Raw genomic sequence first — 17,939 nt, 5'->3', positions numbered from 1 at the left:
CATGGGTGAAACGCGGCGCAAGCTGACGACGATCTTCTGTGCTGACGTGCAGGACTATACGCGGCTGATGGGAGCCGACGAGGAGGGGACGCTTGCAACGCTGAAGCGCTGCCGGGAGGCGATGGGGCGGCTGATCGAAAGCCATGGCGGCCGTGTCGTCAACACCTGGGGCGATGGGCTGATCGCCGATTTCCCGAGCGTGGTTGAGGCCGTGCGTGCAGCCGTCGACACGCAGAACGAACTTGCCGGCTTCAACGCCCGCCGCCCGGACGACGGGCGCATGCTGTTCCGTATCGGCCTCAATCTCGGCGATGTGATCGTCGAGGGCGACGACATCTATGGCGACGGCGTCAACATCGCCGCGCGGCTGCAGGCCTCGGCGGCGCCGGGCGGAATCGTTATATCGAGTACGGTGTACGACCAGGTTCGCAACAAGGTGGCCGTCGGTTTCGAATTTCTCGGGCCGCTGATGGTCAAAAATGTCGAGGAAGGCGTGCCGAGCTATGCGGTGAGGATCGGCGACGGCAGTGACGAGGCGCCGTCTGCCGAGCGGCCTGCCGCTGCCCGGCCATTGCCGGCGGCCGCGGTCACGGCGGAGACAAGTCCGGCTCCGGGCGGACGAAGACTGTATGCCGTGCTCGGCGTCATCGCCGCCGTGCTGATCGGTATCAATCTTTTGTCGTGGCAGGGCGTTTTCTGGGCGCGCTTTCCTGTCCTCGCGCTCGCCGTCGTTGCTGCGCTGGCCTGGAACCGTGGCCAGACCCTCTTCGGCGGCGCTGGTGATCGTGGCGCTCGGCATCATCGGCATCAACCTCTTCACCTGGGAAGGACGCTTCTGGGCGGTGTGGCCTGTGCTGGGGCTGGCGGCGGTGCTCGGCCTGCGGTGGTCAATGCGTCGGTAGACATTCACCGGCACTGGTTGCGCTGAGCAATCTTGCCTGGAACCCGGCTTCGTCAAGACGTTTGCAAGCTTGTTCAAGCAAAAGTGAGCGACGCGGCGACTTCCATTCTTTGCTGATATTACAAATCGGTAATGCCGGGTGCTTATGCTTGCCGTTAAGCTGTAAACGCGCGATATTGTCGCATCAACAGGGTTCTTGATCCCTGGGGGACTTCGACCCCACAGCGCCTCTTTCGACCGACCCTGGTCCAACCTCGAGTCCCTCCGGAGACGTGAATGGCCTTTTGGAAGCAGTTCGTACTTTCGCTCATCGTCATTATTGCCGGCTTTGCCGCATGGGTTTTCTTTGTGCCGGGTGCCGGCGATATGATGCGCGATGCCGGCATTCCAGAGAGCCTCGTTTCCAAGATCGCACCGAAGGCTGAAGAGACAGCAGATGCTGGGGCGCAGGGCCAGCGGCGTAGCCAGGGCGAGGGCCAGGGGCAGAACCGCCGCAGTGGCGGCGGGCGCAACAGCGCGATTCTCGTCGCGACCGAGGCTGTCGTCCAGGGTGTCGTCAACGATCGGCTGAACGCCATCGGCACAGGTGACGCGATCCGCTCGGTTGCCGTGACGCCGCAGGCAGCCGGGACGATTCGCGAGATTCTCATCAAGTCGGGCGACAGGGTGAAGGCCGGCCAGGTGCTGGCCAAGCTCGACAGCGAGGAGCAGGTAATCGCCCGCGGCCAGGCGGATGTGGCGGTTAGGGCCGCCGTCGAAAAATCCAATCTCTATCACAACATCAAGTCCAGCGTGTCGCGCATGGACGTCTTCGATTCCGAGATTGCCGAGCAGGGCGCCCGCCTGCAGCTGCAGGCGGCCGAGCTCAATCTCGCCCGGCGCAATATCGTGGCGCCGATCGACGGCATCGTCGGCATCGTGCCGGTCAATATTGGCGACAACGTCACGACGACGACGCCGATCGTCACCCTCGACGACCGTTCGGAAATCCTTGTCGATTTCTGGGTGCCGGAGCGCTTTGCCAATACGGTGGCGGTCGGCCAGCCGGTCGAGGCGATGTCGGTCGCAAAGCCGGGGCAGATGTTCTCGGGCGTGATCGAGGCCGTCGATAACCGCATCGATGCAGCGAGCCGCACGCTGCGCCTGCGCGCCCGGATCGACAATTCGTCGGACGAGCTGCGCGCCGGCATGTCCTTCAGCGTCAGCATGAAATTCCCCGGCGACAAATATCCGGCGGTCGATCCGCAGTCCGTGCAGTGGGATGCGCAAGGCTCCTTCGTCTGGCAGGTGACTGACGACAAGTCGCATAAGGTGCGGGTCAGCGTTGTGCAGCGCAATCCCGACTTCATTCTCGTCAACGGCGATCTCAAGGACGGCGACAAGATCGTAACGCAGGGCCTGCAGCGCGTGCGTGAGGGCGGAGCGGTGCGCGTTTCCGCCGATGTCGCGTCGAACGGGGAGGTCGCGACCCAATGAGCGTGACCGAGATTTATCAGGGCGGATCGTCGGGCAAGCAGAGCTTCACCGCGCTTTTCGTTCGCCGGCCTATCCTGGCGCTGGTATTCAACACGCTGATGGTCGTTGCCGGCCTCGCGGCCTATGTCGGCGTCGAGGTGCGCGAGCTGCCGGATGTCGACCGTCCCGTCGTCACCGTGCGCACCACTTTTGACGGTGCATCGCCGCAGACGATCGACCAGGAATTGACCAAGGTGATCGAGGGTGCGGTCGCCCGCGTCAGCGGCCTGAAATCGATCTCGTCCACCTCTTCCTTCGGCCAGAGCCGGGTGACGCTCGAATTTTCCGATGCGATCGATCTCGCAGTCGCCGCCAACGATGTGCGCGATGCGATCGGCCGCATCACCCAGAACCTGCCCGACGAGGCGGATGCGCCGCAGATCGTCAAGGCGGATTCGGACTCCTCGGCGATCATGCGCCTTGCCGTCACCTCCACCAACCTCAACATGGACGACCTGACGCAGCTCGTCGAGAATGAGGTGATCGATCGGCTGGCCTCCGTCGACGGCGTGGCCGACGTCGAGGAATATGGCGACCAGGAGAAGGTCTTCCGCGTCGATGTCGATCAGGGCGCGCTGGCGAGCCGCGGGCTCACCATCGGCGACCTGACGAAGGCGCTCGACAATGCCGCGCTCGATGTGCCGGCCGGTTCGCTGAAGAGTGCGACGCAGGATATCGTCGTGCGCGCCACCGCCAACCTGCAGACGCCGGCGGATTTTTCCAACGTCATGCTGCAGGACCGCGTCCGGCTGGGCGACGTCGCGACGGTGACGCTTGGGCCGCGCGACGGCGACACGACGCTGCGCTCCAACGGCAAGCCCGGCATCGGCCTCGGCATCATCCGCCAGGCGCAGTCGAATACGCTGAACATCTCGACCGGCATCAAGGCCGCCGTCGAGCAATTATCGAAGACGCTGCCGGAGGGAACGACGATCGCGATCACCAGCGACGACGCCGTCTTCATCCAGGGCGCGATCCATGAGGTGGTGCTGGCGCTGGTGCTCGCCGCCGTCATCGTCACCGCCGTCATCTATCTCTTCCTGCGCGACTGGCGGGCGACGCTGATCCCGGCGGTCAGCATGCCGGTGGCGCTGATCGGCACGCTGGCGGCAATCTACATGGTCGGCTTCTCGATCAACATCCTGACGCTGCTCGCCATCGTGCTGGCGACCGGCCTCGTCGTCGACGACGCGATCGTTGTGCTCGAAAACATCGTGCGCCGCCGCGCCGAGGGCATGGGGCCGCGGGCGGCAGCCGTGCTCGGCACGCGCGAGGTGTTCTTCGCCGTCGTCGCCACGACCGCGACGCTGGCTGCTGTGTTCATCCCGCTCTCCTTCCTGCCGGGACAGGTCGGCGGCCTGTTCCGCGAATTCGGCTTCGTGCTCGCCTTCTCGGTCGGGCTGTCATCGATCGTGGCGCTGACGCTGTGTCCGATGCTCGCCTCGCGCATGCTGACGAAGCCGATGATCGAGGATCACGGCGTGCTTGGCCGCTTCGGCGGCGCGCTTGCCCGTCTCTACAAATGGGCGCTGCACGGCTGTCTGAACGCGCCCTTCGTTGTCATCCTGTTTTCGGTGATCTTCGCCGGCGCCGCCCTCATTGCCTTCTCCACAGTCAAAAGCGAGCTGACGCCCGAGGAAGACCGATCGCTGGTGATGATGCGGCTGACGACGCCACAGGGATCGAGCCTCGAATATACCCGCGACAAGATGCAGCTCGTCGAGGAATCTCTGCAGCCGCTGGTCGACAGCGGCGACATTCGCAACGTCTTTTCGATCTCCGGCCAGGGCGGTTCGCTGAACAGCGGCTTCATGGTGCTGACGCTCGCTCCCTGGGGCGAACGTGACAGGACGCAGGCGGAGATCGTGGCGGACATCAACCAGGCGGCGGCGAAGGTGCCGGCGCTGCGCGGCAATGCAATCTCCTCCAACAGCCTGCGTATTCGCGGCGCCGGCAGCGGCGTGCAGATGGCGCTGGTCGGCAACGATCATGAGGCGCTGACGGCGGCTGCAGCCAAGCTGGTGCAGGCGCTCGAGGCCACCGGCCAATATGACACGCCGCGCCTGACCAACGAACCGAGCCAGGCGCAGGTGTCGGTGGCGATCGATCGCGAGCGCGCCTCGGACCTCGGCATCGACATCACCGGGCTTTCGACGGCGATCCAGTCACTGCTCGAAGGTCGCTCGGTGGTCGACGTCTTCGTTGACGGCGAGTCCTATCCCGTGCTTCTGACCTCGACGACGCGGCCGATCGACGATCCGACCGACCTCGAAAACGTGTTCCTGAAGACCGGCGACGGCAAGATCGTGCCGATGTCGGTCATCGCGACGATGAAGGAAGGCTCGGTTGCGCCGCAGCTCAACCGCGAGCAGCAGCTCGCCTCCGTCGCGATCACCGCCGGCCTGAAGAACAACATGTCGCTCGGCGATGCCGTCAAGCAGGTGACCGAGCTCGCCGAGCCGCTGCTGCCGCCGGGCGCGCGCCTGCTGCCGCTCGCCGAAGCTGCGACGCTGGAAGAGAACTCAAACGGCATGGCGCTGACCTTCGGCTTCGCCATCGTCATCATCTTCCTGGTTCTGGCGGCGCAGTTCGAAAGCGTGTTGTCGTCGCTGATCATCATGTCGACGGTGCCGCTCGGCCTTGCCTGCGCCGTCTTCGCGCTCGTAATCACCGGCTCCAGCCTGAACATCTACAGCCAGATTGGCCTCGTCCTGCTCGTCGGCGTCATGGCGAAGAACGGCATCCTGATCGTCGAATTCGCCAATCAGTTGCGCGATCGAGGCGAGGACGTGCGCTCGTCGATCGAGAAAGCCTGCGCGCTGCGCCTGCGCCCTGTGATGATGACGATGATTGCCACCATTCTCGGTGGCGTGCCGTTGGTCTTCGCCCATGGCGCAGGTGCGGAAGCGCGCGTGGCGCTCGGCTGGGTGATCGTCGGCGGTCTCGGTTTCGCGACTCTGGTGACGCTGTTCATCACGCCGGTCGCCTATCTGCTGCTTGCCCGCTTCGCCAAGCCGCACGCCCATGAGGAAGCGCGCTTGCACGAGGAGATGGCGGTCGCCACCCGGCCTCGCGCCGCACCAGACGAAGAGCAGCTGCAAGCCGCAGAATGAGGCTTGCATCAGACTGAATCCCCCGCCGGATTTCCCATTCGGCGGGGTTTGTTATGGTATATCAAGCCTTGCCAAATAAGATAAATTTCGTCTGAAGATTAGCCGTTTGTTAAGCATAAGCGGCAATGATCGTGACCAGGAACCAACTGGTCTTCTCCGTTTCTCGAAGGCCGCAACGCGCTGGATTCAGCGACCCCGGACATGAGTGTCCGCGCGGATGGTTCATTCCTGGTTCAGTTGCGTTCTGTTGTGTTTTTGGAGTTTAGTTCCCGTGAGTATTTATCAGCGCGTCTCCATCGATGCGGCGCTCCATGTGCTGCGCGATATCAACCGCAATATGACCGTCACGCAGAACCACATCACGACGGGCATGCGTGTGGCGAAAGCGGCCGACAATGCGGTTTACTGGTCGATCGCCACCACCGCACGGACCGACAACAAGGCGGTCTCGGCAATTCAGGATGCGCTCGGCATGGCGGCGGCGACGATGGGTACCGCCTATACCGGCGTCCAGAACGTCGTCGACGTTGTCTCAGAGATCAAAGCAAAGCTAGTCGCCGCGACCGAGGATGGGGTCGACAAGACGAAAATCAACGAAGAGCTCAAGCAACTGCAGGAGCAGCTGCGTAGCGTCTCTGAATCGGCGACCTTCAACAGCGACAACTGGGTCGTCCTCAACAACGACGCCACGCCGACGCAACCGCGGCAAATTCCGGCCTCCTTTATCCGCAATGCCGACGGCACGGTTTCAGTCGGCATGCTGAGCTACCATATCGACAATACGCCGGTTGGAGCCACGAGCTCCAAGGATGCGCGCTATCTGATCGATGACCGGGCGACCGGCTCCGGCGAATACGGCGTCCTGACCTCGGCCCATTTCGCTAGCGAACTCGGGACCTCGCAGAATTACGTGCTGATGACCAGCAAGAACGGCACCACCGCCGGCCAGGTCGTCATTTCGCTATCGGCCGCGACGACGCAAGGGCAGATCGGCGAGATGATCAGTGTCGTCGATGCGGCGCTGACGCAGCTGACGACGGTTGGCTCGGCCTTCGGCGCGCTGGAAAAACGCATCGAGCTGCAAAACGACTTCGCCGCCAAACTGCACGACAACATCACCGCCGGCATCGGCCGGCTGGTCGATGCCGACATGGAGGAGGAGGCCAGCAAGCTCAAGGCACTACAGACGCAGCAGCAGCTCGGCTTGCAGTCGCTGAACATCGCCAACGCGACCTACGATACGGTGCGGCAGCTGTTCCAGAACTTCTAAGAGGTGAGATCACCCAGCTACCCGCCCTCGTGGTTCGAGACGCCCCGAGCTTCCTTACCATGAGGGCTGATCGTCGCGACTGCTGCCCGTCATCCTGATCGAGTTGCTAAAACTGGTGATATCCGCGCATTCAAGCAACATGGCTGCTATTTCGGCGCCTGAAATTCTCCTATCAAGGGAACCTCTTCATTTTCTTGCCGTAATCCTTGCCATTTGCTCGCATCAGCTTTGAACGGAGACCGTCCTGTCCATGATCAAGAAATTCATACTTCTGGCTGTCGCAGCAAGCTATCTCAGCGCCTGCACGACGACCGATCCCTATACCGGTGAACAGAAGGTTTCCAATACGGCGGGGGGCGCGGCGCTCGGTGCGCTTGGCGGCGCTCTCGTCGGTGTCGCCGTCGGCGGCGGCGGGCACGGCAAGCGCAATGCGGCGCTGATCGGCGCCGGCATCGGCGCGCTCGCCGGCGGTGCGATCGGCAACTATATGGACCAGCAGGAAGCCGAACTTCGCGCCCAGCTCGAAGGCACCGGCATTTCGGTGACCCGCAACGGCGATAACATCATCCTCAACATGCCCTCGAACATCACCTTCGACGTCGACCAGGATGCGGTGAAGCCTGGCTTCTATCCGACGCTGAATTCGGTGGCGATCGTGCTGCGCAAGTTCAACCGGACGCTGATCGACGTCAACGGCCATACGGATTCGACCGGCAGCCTGCAACACAACCAGGATCTGTCGCAGCGCCGTGCGCTTTCGGTTGCCGATTATCTCGGCGGCCAGGGCATCGACCAGCGCCGCGTCTCCGCCGTCGGCTTCGGCCCGTCCCAGCCGGTCGCCTCCAATGCAAGCGAGGCGGGCCGCGCCCAGAACCGCCGCGTCGAAATCCAGATCGCGCCGATCACCCAGGGCTGAGCCTGTGCCGACAGAGTGTACGAAAGGCCGGGTCGCTCCCGGCCTTTTCTTTTAAAGCGTCAACGTGCTTCGCATCTTGTGCCGGGCCCGCTGACATGTGTTCAATGCTGCATCGTCGCGCCCTTGGTGACCTTGTCGACGATCTTCTTGTCGGCGCGTAGCGCGATGCCGACGACCTTGGCATCGTCGGGCGCATATTCGGCGAAGACGGCGCGATTGGCGGCGTCGTGACCGGTCGCGAACATCTCCTCGATAAACAGCGAGGCGGTGACATCGCGTTCCAGCGCGCGGCGGTGGATTGCCGACATCGTCGCCTCGTCGGCCGATAGCACGATGATCGGCTGGATGGACAGCGGGTTGTAGAGATTGCCGACGCGGTCCTCGTAAGCCTCGCCGATAATCTCGGGATGCCTGCCGGCGATGCCGGTCATCAGGAACGCGGTGACGTTCAGCTTCTGCCAGCCGGCAAGATTGTTTCGCAGGACGACGGCAATTTTGGTATCAAACATTGGACAGTCTTTCACCTATGCATGGAATACGGGGTGTCTAGGGCGTTGAGCCAGCTTCTACAGCCGCAGATCTTCGAAGGTCTTGAACGTTTGTGCACGGGACCATCCGGCAACGGCATTCTGACCGCACCCGCCTTTCCCGGCATCGAGCGCATCGGCGCGCAATTCTCCGGCAATGCGTTCGAGCCGCACCGGCACGACACCTATGCACTCGGCGTCACCGTGAAAGGCGTGCAGACCTTTCGCTATCGCGGAGAGCGGCGCTTCAGCCTGCCGGGGCAGGTGATCGTGCTGCACCCCGACGAGGAACACGACGGCGGGGCGGGAACGGAGGACGGGCTGCAATACCGCATGCTTTATTTGGAGCCGGCGCTGCTGCTCGAATGCCTGGAGGCGGAGGGCCTTGGCCTGCCGTTCGTCGATGAACCGGTCATCGGCGATCCGGCGCTGGCCGGCGTGCTACTTGCCGCGCTCGGCGAACTCGACCGCGAGCTGGACGAGCTCTTCGTCGACGATTTCGTGTCGCGGGTGACGGGCGGCTTGTCACGGCACGCGCGGTTGCCGCGCCGGCCGCTCGGGGCCATCGCCTGGCGGCAGACACGGGCGGCGCGCGATTATCTTGAAGCGCATGCCACACGGCCGGTTCATTCCGGCGAACTGGAAGCGGTCACTGGGCTCGATCGTTTTGCACTGTCGCGGCACTTCCGGGCGGCCTTCGCCACGAGCCCGCATCGCTACCTCCTGATGCGGCGGCTGCAGCAGGCTCGCGCCATGATCGGTGCCGGTGAGGGCATTTCGGACACGGCGGCGGCAACGGGCTTTGCCGACCAGAGCCATCTCAACCGCCACTTCAAGAAGGCCTACGGCATGACGCCCGGGCAGTGGGCGGCGCTGGCGCATAATTCCGAAAATCGGAAAGTGTCGCCGGCCCGGCTATAGGACAGGCGTGCGCCCTATACGGGATTTTCCGCGAGCCCTGAGCGGCGGGCGATGAAGCGGGCGAGGGTCGGGCCGATCAGCAGGATGACGAGGAAACGGCCGGTTTGCATCGCCATCACGAAGGGTACGTCGACATTGCTGGAGGCGGCGATGATGGCGACGGAATCGGCGCCGCCGGGGCTGGTGGCGAGATAGGCCGTCAGCGGGTCGATGCCGGCGAAGACATGGAGCGCAACGGCCATGCAGCCGCAGAGCGCCATCAGCAGCACGATGCAGGCCGATACCCTTGGCAGGGCGCGCGCCACATGCGAAAGGATCGAACGGGTGAAGCGCAGGCCGATGCTCCAGCCGACGAGCGCATAGGCGAGGGCGAGCAGCCACATCGGCAGCTCGATCTTCAAGAGACCGATGCCTTGCAGGAAGGCGCCGAGAAAGAGCGGCACGATGATCATCCCGCCCTGGATGCGCAGGCGCCGCACCGTATAGGCGCAGAGGGCGGCGAAGGCGACCGTCGTTGCGAGGGCAGGCCAGTCGACTTCGGGAAAGAGGATAAGCGGCGGCGGTTCGGCGCCGTCGGCGGCCACCCACAGGCGTGAAATCACCGAGGCGCCAACGGCGACGAAGACGACTCGCAGATATTGCATGAAGGCGACGAGCCGGGCATCGGCGCCATAGGCTTCCGACATGATGACCATGGCCGAGGCGCCGCCCGGCGAGGAGCCCCAGACGGCGGTCGTTCCGGGCAGCACCTGCCAGCGCGTCAGCAGCCAGCCGAGGCCGGTGGCAATAGCAATGACCGAGAAGATGAACAGCAGGAAGAGCGGCGCATCCTTCGCCATGGTGCCGAGAATGTCGGGGGTGATGGTGCGGGCCATCATCAGGCCGACGAGGACCTGGCCGAATTGCAGCGGCCAGGCCGGCACGCGAAGCTTTCCCTTGCCGACGGTCAGTGCCAGCACGATGGCGGCGACCATCGGTCCGATCAACAGCGAGGCGGGCAGCCCGAAGAGCTCGAGGAAGACAGTGAAGGCGGTCGAGAGCGCCAGCAACAGCGCCCATTTCGGCAGGCCGGATTCGCGCAGCAGGCGGCTGGATGGCATGTGTCCCGTATCTTTCATAGCCGGGGCCAAGCCCTGAGGCTGAAGGAGGGAGGAAGCTCCGGCGTGACGAAGAGAGGCCGGCAGCAACGGCCGGCTGGCGCAGGCCCCGGTATAGAGGGGTGGCTCGGACGCGGTCAATTGCGAAATCTGGCTTCTCGGTGCCATTTGATGCGAGTTTGATTCAAGTAATCGGCTTAAGTCGCTGTTTTCATGGAGTCGCCTTGTCCGATGCCTCAGAGCCGCACATGGCTGGCGAGAAAATCGAGCAAGGCGCGTACCCGCGCCGGCAGTGGGCCGCCCTGGCCCATATAGAGGGCGTAGAACTCCTCGAGATCGCCGGGGTTTGCCTCTTCGAGCACCGGCACGAGGCGACCTGCTTCTATATCGGCGCGCACAGTGAAGGCGGCCAGTCGGGCAAGGCCGGCGCCGGATAGAGCGAGATGCCGCATGGCTTCGCCGTCTCCGACCTGAATGCCCGGAGTGATCGGGATCGTCACCGTCTCACCGCTCTCCCGCATCGGCCAGCCCTCGATGGCGCGGGCATAGGAAAAGCCGATGCGGCAATGGCGACGGAGATCGGCGAGCGTGCGCGGTTCGCCATGACGGCGGAGGTATTCAGGCGAGGCAACGATGATCTTGCCGGTGGCGCCGAGCTTGCGGGCGATCAGGCTGGAGCTCTTCAAGGGCCCGGCGCGGATCGCGACGTCGGCGCGCTCCTCCATCAGGTCGATCACCTTGTCGGTATGGGCAATATCCAGCGTCACAGCGGGATGAAGCGCCATGAAGGCGGGCAGGAGCGGCGCCAGTACATGATTGCCGAAGGAGCCGCTGGTGTTGATGCGGATGCGGCCTGCCGCTTCCTCGCCGGATGAGGCCTGGCGTTCGGCCTCGGCGATATCGGCAAGGATGGCGATGCTGCGCTCGTAGAAGGCACAGCCCTCCGGCGTCAGCTGCAGTCTGCGGGTGGAGCGGTTGACGAGGCGGACGCCGAGGCGTGCCTCCAACCGGGCGACGAGCTTGCTGACGGCGGAGGGCGTCATCCGCCGCACCGCGGCGGCCGCGGAAAAGCCACCGCGCTCGACGACGCTGACGAAGACTTCCATCTCGCCGGAGCGGTTGATGTCCTGGTGGCCCATGATGAATTCAAATCACAAATGCTTTGCTGAAAGGCAATCTATATCACCACAGGGGCCGGGTCTATCTCACGAGAAACACAGGAGACAGAGCCATGGAATATAGAAATCTCGGTGCATCCGGCCTCAGGGTGCCGGTCTTGAGCTTCGGCGCCGGCACTTTCGGCGGCAGCGGGCCGCTGTTTGGCGCATGGGGCAATACCGATGCCGAGGAGGCGCGACGGCTCGTCGACATCTGTCTCGAAGCCGGCGTCAATCTTTTTGACACGGCGGACGTCTATTCGGCCGGCGCCTCCGAGGAAGTGCTCGGCCAGGCGATTCGCGGTCAGCGCGATGCCGTGCTGATCTCGACGAAGACGGCGTTGCCGACGGGCGAGGGGCCGCAGGACTGGGGAACGTCGCGGGCGCGGCTGATCCGCGCGACCGAGGAGGCGCTGCGGCGGCTTGGGACCGACTATATCGATCTTCTGCAGCTTCACGCCTTCGACGCCTCGACGCCGGTCGAAGAGGTGCTGGCGACACTCGACGGGCTCATCGCCCCCGGCAAGATCCGCTATGTCGGCGTTTCCAATTTTGCCGGCTGGGAACTGATGAAGTCGCTCGCGACCGCCGATCGGCACGGCCATCCGCGTTATGTCGCCCATCAGGTCTATTATTCTCTGGCGGGGCGGGATTACGAATGGGAGCTGATGCCGCTCGGCGCCGACCAGGGCGTCGGCGCTCTCGTCTGGAGCCCGCTCGCCTGGGGGCGGCTGACCGGCAAGATCCGCCGCGGTGAGCCGCTGCCCGCGGCAAGCCGCCTGCACGAGACGGCGCAATACGGCCCGCCTGTTGACGACGAGCAGCTCTACGACATTGTCGAGGTGCTGGACGCCGTCGCAACGGAGACCGGCAAGACGGTGCCGCAGATCGCCATCAACTGGCTGCTCGGCCGGCCGACGGTGTCGAGCGTCATTATCGGCGCCCGCAACGAAGAGCAACTCAGGCAGAACCTCGGCGCTGTCGGCTGGAGCCTGTCGAAGGAGCAGATCGAAAGGCTCGACGCAGTCAGCGCCACAACGGCGCCCTATCCCTATTTCCCCTATCGACGGCAGGAGGGCTTCGCCCGGCTCAATCCGCCGATCGTCTGAGGTCTCGGGCAAAGCGGACCGTCCTATCACAAAAGGGGAATGAAATCTTCTCCCATTCTTAACTGGACAGCCGCTTTGACTTGCCGCATACCCTGCCTGGTCCCACGAAACACGACGTGGTTTCTTGGAATGGCAGGGAGATCAAAGAGATGGCGCTGAAGGACGCAAAGGCCGGCACACGCAACGAGGCGGGCATTGCCGCTGTGCTCGGCATTCTCAAGCAGAGCTTCGGCGAGCGCTTCCAGACCGGCCAATCCTTCCGCGAACAGCATGCGCACACGACCAGCTATATTCCGTCGCAGCTGCCAGACGGCGTGCTCTTTGCCGAGAGCGCCGAGGATGTGAAGATGGCGGTCAGGGTCTGCGCGACCCACAAGGTGCCGGTGATCGGCTTCGGTGCCGGCTCCTCGCTGGAGGGACAGGTCAATGCCGCCAATGGCGGTATTTCGATCGATTTCAGCCGCATGAACCGCGTGCTCGAGGTCAATCCCGAGGATCTCGACTGCACGGTCGAGCCGGGGATCACCCGCGAGGCTCTGAATATCCACCTGCGCGATACCGGCCTGTTCTTCCCGATCGATCCCGGTGCCAATGCTTCGATCGGCGGCATGGCGTCGACACGGGCGTCGGGCACCAATGCCGTGCGCTACGGAACAATGAAGGACAATGTGCTCGCCGTCACGGCGGTCACCGCCAATGGCGAGGAAATCCGCACCGCCCGGCGCGCCCGCAAATCTTCGGCCGGCTACGACCTGACGCGGCTTTTCGTGGGCGCGGAAGGCACGCTCGGTATCCTGACCTCGGTGACGCTGCGCCTGCAGGCGATCCCGCAGAAGATTGCCGGCGGCGTCTGCGCCTTTCCGAGCATCAAGGCGGCCTGCGATGCCGTCATCATGACGATCCAGATGGGCATTCCGGTGGCGCGTATCGAACTGCTCGACGCTGTGCAGATGCGGGCGTGCAACGCTTATTCCGGACTTTCCTATGCCGAAAGCCCGACGCTGTTTCTCGAGTTCCACGGCACCGACGAAACGGTGCCGCTGCAATCGGCAGCTTTCGCAGAGATCGCCGCCGAATGCGGCGGCGGCGAGTTCCTGTGGACTGCCAATGCCGAGGAGCGGACCAAGCTTTGGAAGGCGCGTCACGATGCCTATTGGTCCGCAAGGGCCCTGGCTCCAGGGCTTGCCGCACTTTCGACCGATGTTTGTGTTCCTATTTCGCGCCTTGCCGATTGTGTTTCGCAAACCCAGGCGGATATCGAGGCGCATGGACTGCTCGGTCCGATCGTCGGCCATGCCGGCGACGGGAACTTCCACGTGCTCCTGCTGTTCGACGACAAGAGCGCCGAAGACATCGCCGTCGTTGAAAGCTTCGTGCAACGGCTCAACCGGCGGGCGCTCGACATGGACGGGACATGCACCGGCGAACACGGGATTGGCCAAGGCAAGATGGCCTTTCTGGAGCAGGAGCTCGGAGGAACGGTGGATCTGATGCGACAGGTGAAGCAGGCGCTCGATCCGGACGGCATCTTCAATCCCGGCAAGATTTTCCACTATGGCTGAAAACGGAATATTCTCATGAACTTGGGCCTTGCCCCCGGCATGAATAGCGCTAGTGTCGGCAACAGAATCCCGAATGGAGAATCCTTGCATTGTTAGGCCGGTTCCTCGTCTTTCTGGGGGGAGTGATCGTCGTAGCGCTGTTTGTGGCGCTGCTTGCGCCGCTGTTCATCGACTGGACGGATTTCCGCAAGAACTTTGAGGATCAGGCAAGCCGCATCATCGGCAAGAAAGTCACCGTCCACGGCACGGTGGATGCCCGCCTGTTGCCGTTTCCGTCGGTCACGCTGCATGACGTGCGCGTCGGCCAGGAAGCCGACGGCACGCCGATCGTCAGGGTCGAGCAGTTCTCCATGGATGCGGAGCTCGCGCCTTTCCTGTCGGGCGAGGCGCTGATCTTCGATATGCGGGTCGTCAATCCGAAGGTGCGTCTGAGATTGCTCAAGGACGGCACACTCGATTGGATGCGCGGCAGCCGCGCCGAAATTCCGGCAAAGACGGTCGTCCTTGAAAATGTGCATGTCAGCGGCGGCGAGGTCGAGTTCATCGACGACCAGTCGGGCCGGGGCCGCCGCATCACCGGCCTGAATGCGGAGATGTCGGCCAAGTCGCTCGCCGGCCCCTGGCGCATCGAGGGCGATGCGGCGCTCGACGGCGAACACGGGAATTTCTCGATCTCGAGCAGCCAGCCGGACGAGAAAGGCGTGCTGCGCATGCGCACGAAACTTTCCCCGGACAAGCAGCCGGTCAGCGTCGATCTCGATGGCGAGCTGAAGCTCGTCGACCGCAAGCCGAATTACCAGGGCCAGCTTTCAGCAGCGATCGAAAACCGCAACAGCGCCAAGTCGGCCAACAAGAATGAGCAACCGCCGCGGGTCAAGGGTCGCTTCGAACTCACCAATGAACGCATCCGCATCCCTGAATACCGGATGGAGATCGGCCCGACGGACGATCCCTATGTCATAACAGGCGAGGCGACGCTCGATACCGGCAATGCGCCGGAATTCCTGCTGACCGCTGACGGCCAGCAAATCGATGTCAACCGCATCGGCAATGAAGGCGCGGCCGGCAAGACGACGCGGGATCCTGCGGTTTCGGCGCGGCAGCGATTGAATTCGCTGATTGATATCGTCGCACAGGTGCCGATCCCGCAAGTGCCGGGCAAGGCAAGCGTCAAGTTGCCGGCGATCGTCGCCGGCGACACGACATTGCGCGATGTGCAACTGGAGCTGGAGCCGGCCGGAACGGGCTGGATGATCAACAGCGCCGTCGGCACGCTGCCGGGACGCACCCAGGTGGAAGGCAAGGGCAAGCTCCTGCTTCAGGGCGAGCCCTCGTTCAACGGTCAGATCGTGGTGGCCTCGAACCAGCCAACAGGGCTTGCCTCCTGGCTTGCCGGCTCGGTCGACCCGGCCATCCGGCAATTGCGGCAGGCGGGTTTTTCCGCCAATGTCAGCCTCACCCATGAATTGCAGCGTTTCGAAAACCTCGAAATCGCCATGGGATCGGCGACGCTGAAAGGCCGGCTGGAGCGGCAGGCGGTTTCCGGCCAGACGCCGACCCTGTCTGTGGCGTTGAATGGCGACACGCTTGATCTCGACGCGCTGCAGGCGCTGGCCGGCCTCGCGACCGGGCAGGACGCCGGCGACAATGTCCTCGATCACAAGATCGCCGCCCAGCTCAAGGCCGACAAGTTCACCGCTTTCGGCGTCGACGCCGAGAATGTCGAGACCACCTTCACGATCGCTGACGGGGCGCTTGCGGTCGACCGGTTGTCGGTCAAGAACCTCGCGGGCGCCGAGCTGACGGCGACGGGCCGGGCGGAAGGCTCGCTGCTCGACTACAAGGGTGCGGGTGAGATCACCTTCAAATCGGCCGATCCCGGCGGCTTCTTCACCATGCTGCGCGAGCATCTGCCGCACCACCCGGTGCTCGACCGGCTGGTGCGCAATGCCGGCTGGTACGGCAATACGGCATTGCGCGGAGCGCTGACGCTCGGCGGCGACGAAGGCGATGCGCTGACGGTGACATTGGCCGGTGTGGCGAACGGCAGCCGTGTCAATCTCGACTATCGCATGTCCGATCTGCTGGCGCTGACCGGCAACGGCACGACGAGCCTCGAGGCGACGCTCGAAAACGCCGTGCCGTCGATCCTCTTCGGCCAGGCCGGGCTCGACCCGCTGCCGGTCGAAGTCGGTGCCAACGGCCGCCTGACGCTCAAGGTGAAGGCATCGGGCAATGATCCCGCCGATGCGGCGCTGACCTTTGCCACCGACCGGACTTCGTTTACCGCCAACGGCAAGGTCGATGTCCGGCCGGAGAGTTTCATGAATGGTCAGATCGCGATTTCGCTCGATAGCGCCGATATCGACCCCTATCTCATCATGAACGGCATCGCCCTGCCGCAGACCGGGACGGGATTGCCGTTCGGCCTGCAGGTCAATGCCGCCGTCGACAGCGACAAGATCGCCTTATCCGATATAAAGGGGCATGCGGCCGACAACGAGTTTTCAGGAGCGCTGAGCTTCGACCGGAAGGCTGCGAAGCCGACGGCGAGCGGCGCGCTGACGATCTCCAAAGCCGACGCCGGCTGGCTTGGCGAGGCAGTGTTCGGCCAGATCGTCGATCCCGCCAATGGCGCCTTGACGAAGGCCCCGCTCGGCCTGCCCGTCTTCAAGGATGTCGACGTCAAGGTGAAGCTTTCGGCCAAGCAGTTCTGGCCGGGCCTGCCGGAAACGGCGGTGTCCGATTTTACCAGCAACGTCGCCTATAAGGGCGACGAACTGCAGCTCAACGACATGGCCGGCAACTGGGACGGCGGCAAGCTCTCCGGCAACCTGCTCTTCACCAATGCCGACGGCACCGGCTTCCTGCAGACGAAGCTTGCGCTTGCCGATTCCGATCTTGCCGGCGTCGTCTGGCTGCGTGACGGTGCGCCGATCGCCAATGGCAAGTTCGACCTGTCGCTGTCGATGGAGGCCTCGGGCAAGACGATCGGTGAGATTGCCAGCTCGCTCAATGGTTCGGGGGAGCTGAGGCTCGGCGATACCAGCATACGCGGGTTGAACCTTGCCATCCTTCCGCCGCTGCTTGCCGCGACCGACACGATGCAGGAACAGATCAATGCCGGCAAGGTACATCCGATCGTCGAGACGCTGCTCAACAACGGCGAAGCGAAGCTGCCGCCGCTTGGAGTTCCCTTCAACATTACCGACGGGACGCTGAGGGTACAGAATGTCACCGTCGCCAATGATCTGGCCCGCGTCACCGCCGACGCACAGATCGCGTTGCCGGAAGAGCGCATCAGCGCAACGGTCGGCATCGGTCTCAATCCGGGCACGGAGGCGCTTCCCGGCGCAGAACCGGCGCTGAGGCTAAATTTCTCCGGCATGCTGCCGTCGCCCGGCAAGACGATGGATGTGACCGATATCACTAGCTACCTCTCGCTGCGCGCCTTCGAGCGCGAACGGCGGCGCGTCGAGCGGCTGCAGGCGATCGTGCTCGAAAAGCAGCGGCTGCGTCGCGAGACCGCGCTCTACCGCTTCAATGCCGCCGAGCGCGTCAGGGCCGCCGAGATCGAGCGGCAGCGGCAGGCGGAGGAAGAGCGGCTGCGCGCGCTGGCACAGGCAGCGGCGGCGCAGCAGGCGGCCGCCGAGGCGGAGGCTGCGCGCGCGGCGGAAGCCAGGGACAAGGCCGATGCGCAGGCGAGGGCGGCCGCGGAAGCGGCGCGGCGCAGCGGGCAGGTGCAGCCCGGTCAGCTCAACTTCGATCAGCTGCCGGACGTTCAGGCGCAATGAAGGCGCTTGGAAGGTCCGTGGGTCTTATCGGAAATCGACGCAGATTTTGATGGGCAA

The 17,939-nt window shown here is 63.9% G+C and carries 11 protein-coding genes and 1 pseudogene; 9 read left to right on the top strand and 3 right to left on the bottom strand.

Features of this window, described 5'->3' with window-relative positions; translation table 11 throughout:
* Nucleotide 1: 1 nt before the first annotated feature.
* The 5 genes and pseudogenes from C4N04_RS02910 (at nt 2) to C4N04_RS02890 (ending at nt 7,715) form a co-directional block, all read left to right on the top strand.
* Nucleotides 2-902, top strand: a pseudogene (locus tag C4N04_RS02910) (adenylate/guanylate cyclase domain-containing protein).
* A 275-nt stretch (nt 903-1,177) separates the two neighbouring features.
* The gene (locus C4N04_RS02905; RefSeq protein ID WP_096763402.1) at nt 1,178-2,377 is read left to right on the top strand and encodes an efflux RND transporter periplasmic adaptor subunit; all 1,200 of its coding nucleotides are present in this window, start codon (nt 1,178-1,180) and stop codon (nt 2,375-2,377) included.
* Entirely contained in the window at nt 2,374-5,529 is a 3,156-nt protein-coding gene (locus tag C4N04_RS02900; protein WP_096763403.1) for an efflux RND transporter permease subunit, read from the top strand. The genes C4N04_RS02905 and C4N04_RS02900 overlap by 4 nt, the downstream gene beginning before the upstream one ends.
* A 271-nt stretch (nt 5,530-5,800) precedes the next feature.
* Entirely contained in the window at nt 5,801-6,799 is a 999-nt protein-coding gene (locus tag C4N04_RS02895) for a flagellin (protein WP_077992992.1), read from the top strand.
* A 250-nt stretch (nt 6,800-7,049) separates the two neighbouring features.
* Nucleotides 7,050-7,715: an OmpA family protein gene (locus C4N04_RS02890; protein ID WP_004673336.1), complete on the top strand. Its 666-nt coding sequence runs from the start codon at nt 7,050-7,052 to the stop codon at nt 7,713-7,715.
* A gap of 101 nt (nt 7,716-7,816) precedes the next feature.
* On the opposite strand, the gene C4N04_RS02885 is transcribed toward C4N04_RS02890, so the two are convergent.
* Nucleotides 7,817-8,224, bottom strand: coding sequence for a DUF2000 family protein (locus C4N04_RS02885; protein WP_077992991.1), 408 nt, complete (start codon nt 8,222-8,224; stop codon nt 7,817-7,819).
* A gap of 45 nt (nt 8,225-8,269) precedes the next feature.
* Between C4N04_RS02885 and C4N04_RS02880 the strand changes: the two genes are divergently transcribed.
* Nucleotides 8,270-9,163 carry an AraC family transcriptional regulator gene (locus tag C4N04_RS02880; RefSeq protein ID WP_077992990.1) on the top strand — a complete coding sequence of 298 codons (894 nt, stop codon included), beginning with the start codon at nt 8,270-8,272 and terminating at the stop codon, nt 9,161-9,163.
* A 14-nt stretch (nt 9,164-9,177) separates the two neighbouring features.
* On the opposite strand, the gene C4N04_RS02875 is transcribed toward C4N04_RS02880, so the two are convergent.
* Nucleotides 9,178-10,263, bottom strand: coding sequence for an AbrB family transcriptional regulator (locus tag C4N04_RS02875; RefSeq protein WP_106795399.1), 1,086 nt, complete (start codon nt 10,261-10,263; stop codon nt 9,178-9,180).
* 233 nt (nt 10,264-10,496) lie between these two features.
* Nucleotides 10,497-11,399: a LysR family transcriptional regulator gene (locus tag C4N04_RS02870; RefSeq protein ID WP_096763406.1), complete on the bottom strand. Its 903-nt coding sequence runs from the start codon at nt 11,397-11,399 to the stop codon at nt 10,497-10,499.
* Nucleotides 11,400-11,491: 92 nt separating this feature from the next.
* Between C4N04_RS02870 and C4N04_RS02865 the strand changes: the two genes are divergently transcribed.
* The 3 genes from C4N04_RS02865 to C4N04_RS02855 all read left to right on the top strand — a co-directional run bounded on the left by C4N04_RS02865 (nt 11,492) and on the right by C4N04_RS02855 (nt 17,882).
* Nucleotides 11,492-12,526, top strand: a complete 1,035-nt coding sequence (locus C4N04_RS02865; protein WP_106795398.1) for an aldo/keto reductase — start codon at nt 11,492-11,494, stop codon at nt 12,524-12,526.
* A gap of 149 nt (nt 12,527-12,675) precedes the next feature.
* Nucleotides 12,676-14,088 carry an FAD-linked oxidase C-terminal domain-containing protein gene (locus C4N04_RS02860; protein ID WP_106795397.1) on the top strand — a complete coding sequence of 471 codons (1,413 nt, stop codon included), beginning with the start codon at nt 12,676-12,678 and terminating at the stop codon, nt 14,086-14,088.
* Between the two features lie 89 nt (nt 14,089-14,177).
* Complete coding sequence (locus tag C4N04_RS02855) at nt 14,178-17,882, top strand: AsmA-like C-terminal region-containing protein (RefSeq protein ID WP_106795396.1); 3,705 nt, start codon at nt 14,178-14,180, stop codon at nt 17,880-17,882.
* The last annotated feature ends 57 nt before the right edge of the window (nt 17,883-17,939 follow it).

Origin of the sequence: Rhizobium sp. H4, assembly GCF_003013335.1 — a bacterium.
Taxonomy (GTDB): Bacteria; Pseudomonadota; Alphaproteobacteria; order Rhizobiales; family Rhizobiaceae; genus Rhizobium; species Rhizobium sophoriradicis.
Note: the sequence above shows the minus strand (reverse complement) of the source record. Positions and strands in the feature narration are given on the sequence as shown.

Bases quoted from the DNA above. Each gene is read 5' to 3' on its own strand.
- C4N04_RS02890 (WP_004673336.1), top strand. From the start codon at position 7,050: ATGATCAAGAAATTCATACTTCTGGCTGTCGCAGCAAGCTATCTCAGC.
- C4N04_RS02870 (WP_096763406.1), bottom strand. From the start codon at position 11,399: ATGGGCCACCAGGACATCAACCGCTCCGGCGAGATGGAAGTCTTCGTC.
- C4N04_RS02900 (WP_096763403.1), top strand. From the start codon at position 2,374: ATGAGCGTGACCGAGATTTATCAGGGCGGATCGTCGGGCAAGCAGAGC.
- C4N04_RS02875 (WP_106795399.1), bottom strand. From the start codon at position 10,263: ATGCCATCCAGCCGCCTGCTGCGCGAATCCGGCCTGCCGAAATGGGCG.
- C4N04_RS02905 (WP_096763402.1), top strand. From the start codon at position 1,178: ATGGCCTTTTGGAAGCAGTTCGTACTTTCGCTCATCGTCATTATTGCC.
- C4N04_RS02860 (WP_106795397.1), top strand. From the start codon at position 12,676: ATGGCGCTGAAGGACGCAAAGGCCGGCACACGCAACGAGGCGGGCATT.
- C4N04_RS02865 (WP_106795398.1), top strand. From the start codon at position 11,492: ATGGAATATAGAAATCTCGGTGCATCCGGCCTCAGGGTGCCGGTCTTG.
- C4N04_RS02885 (WP_077992991.1), bottom strand. From the start codon at position 8,224: ATGTTTGATACCAAAATTGCCGTCGTCCTGCGAAACAATCTTGCCGGC.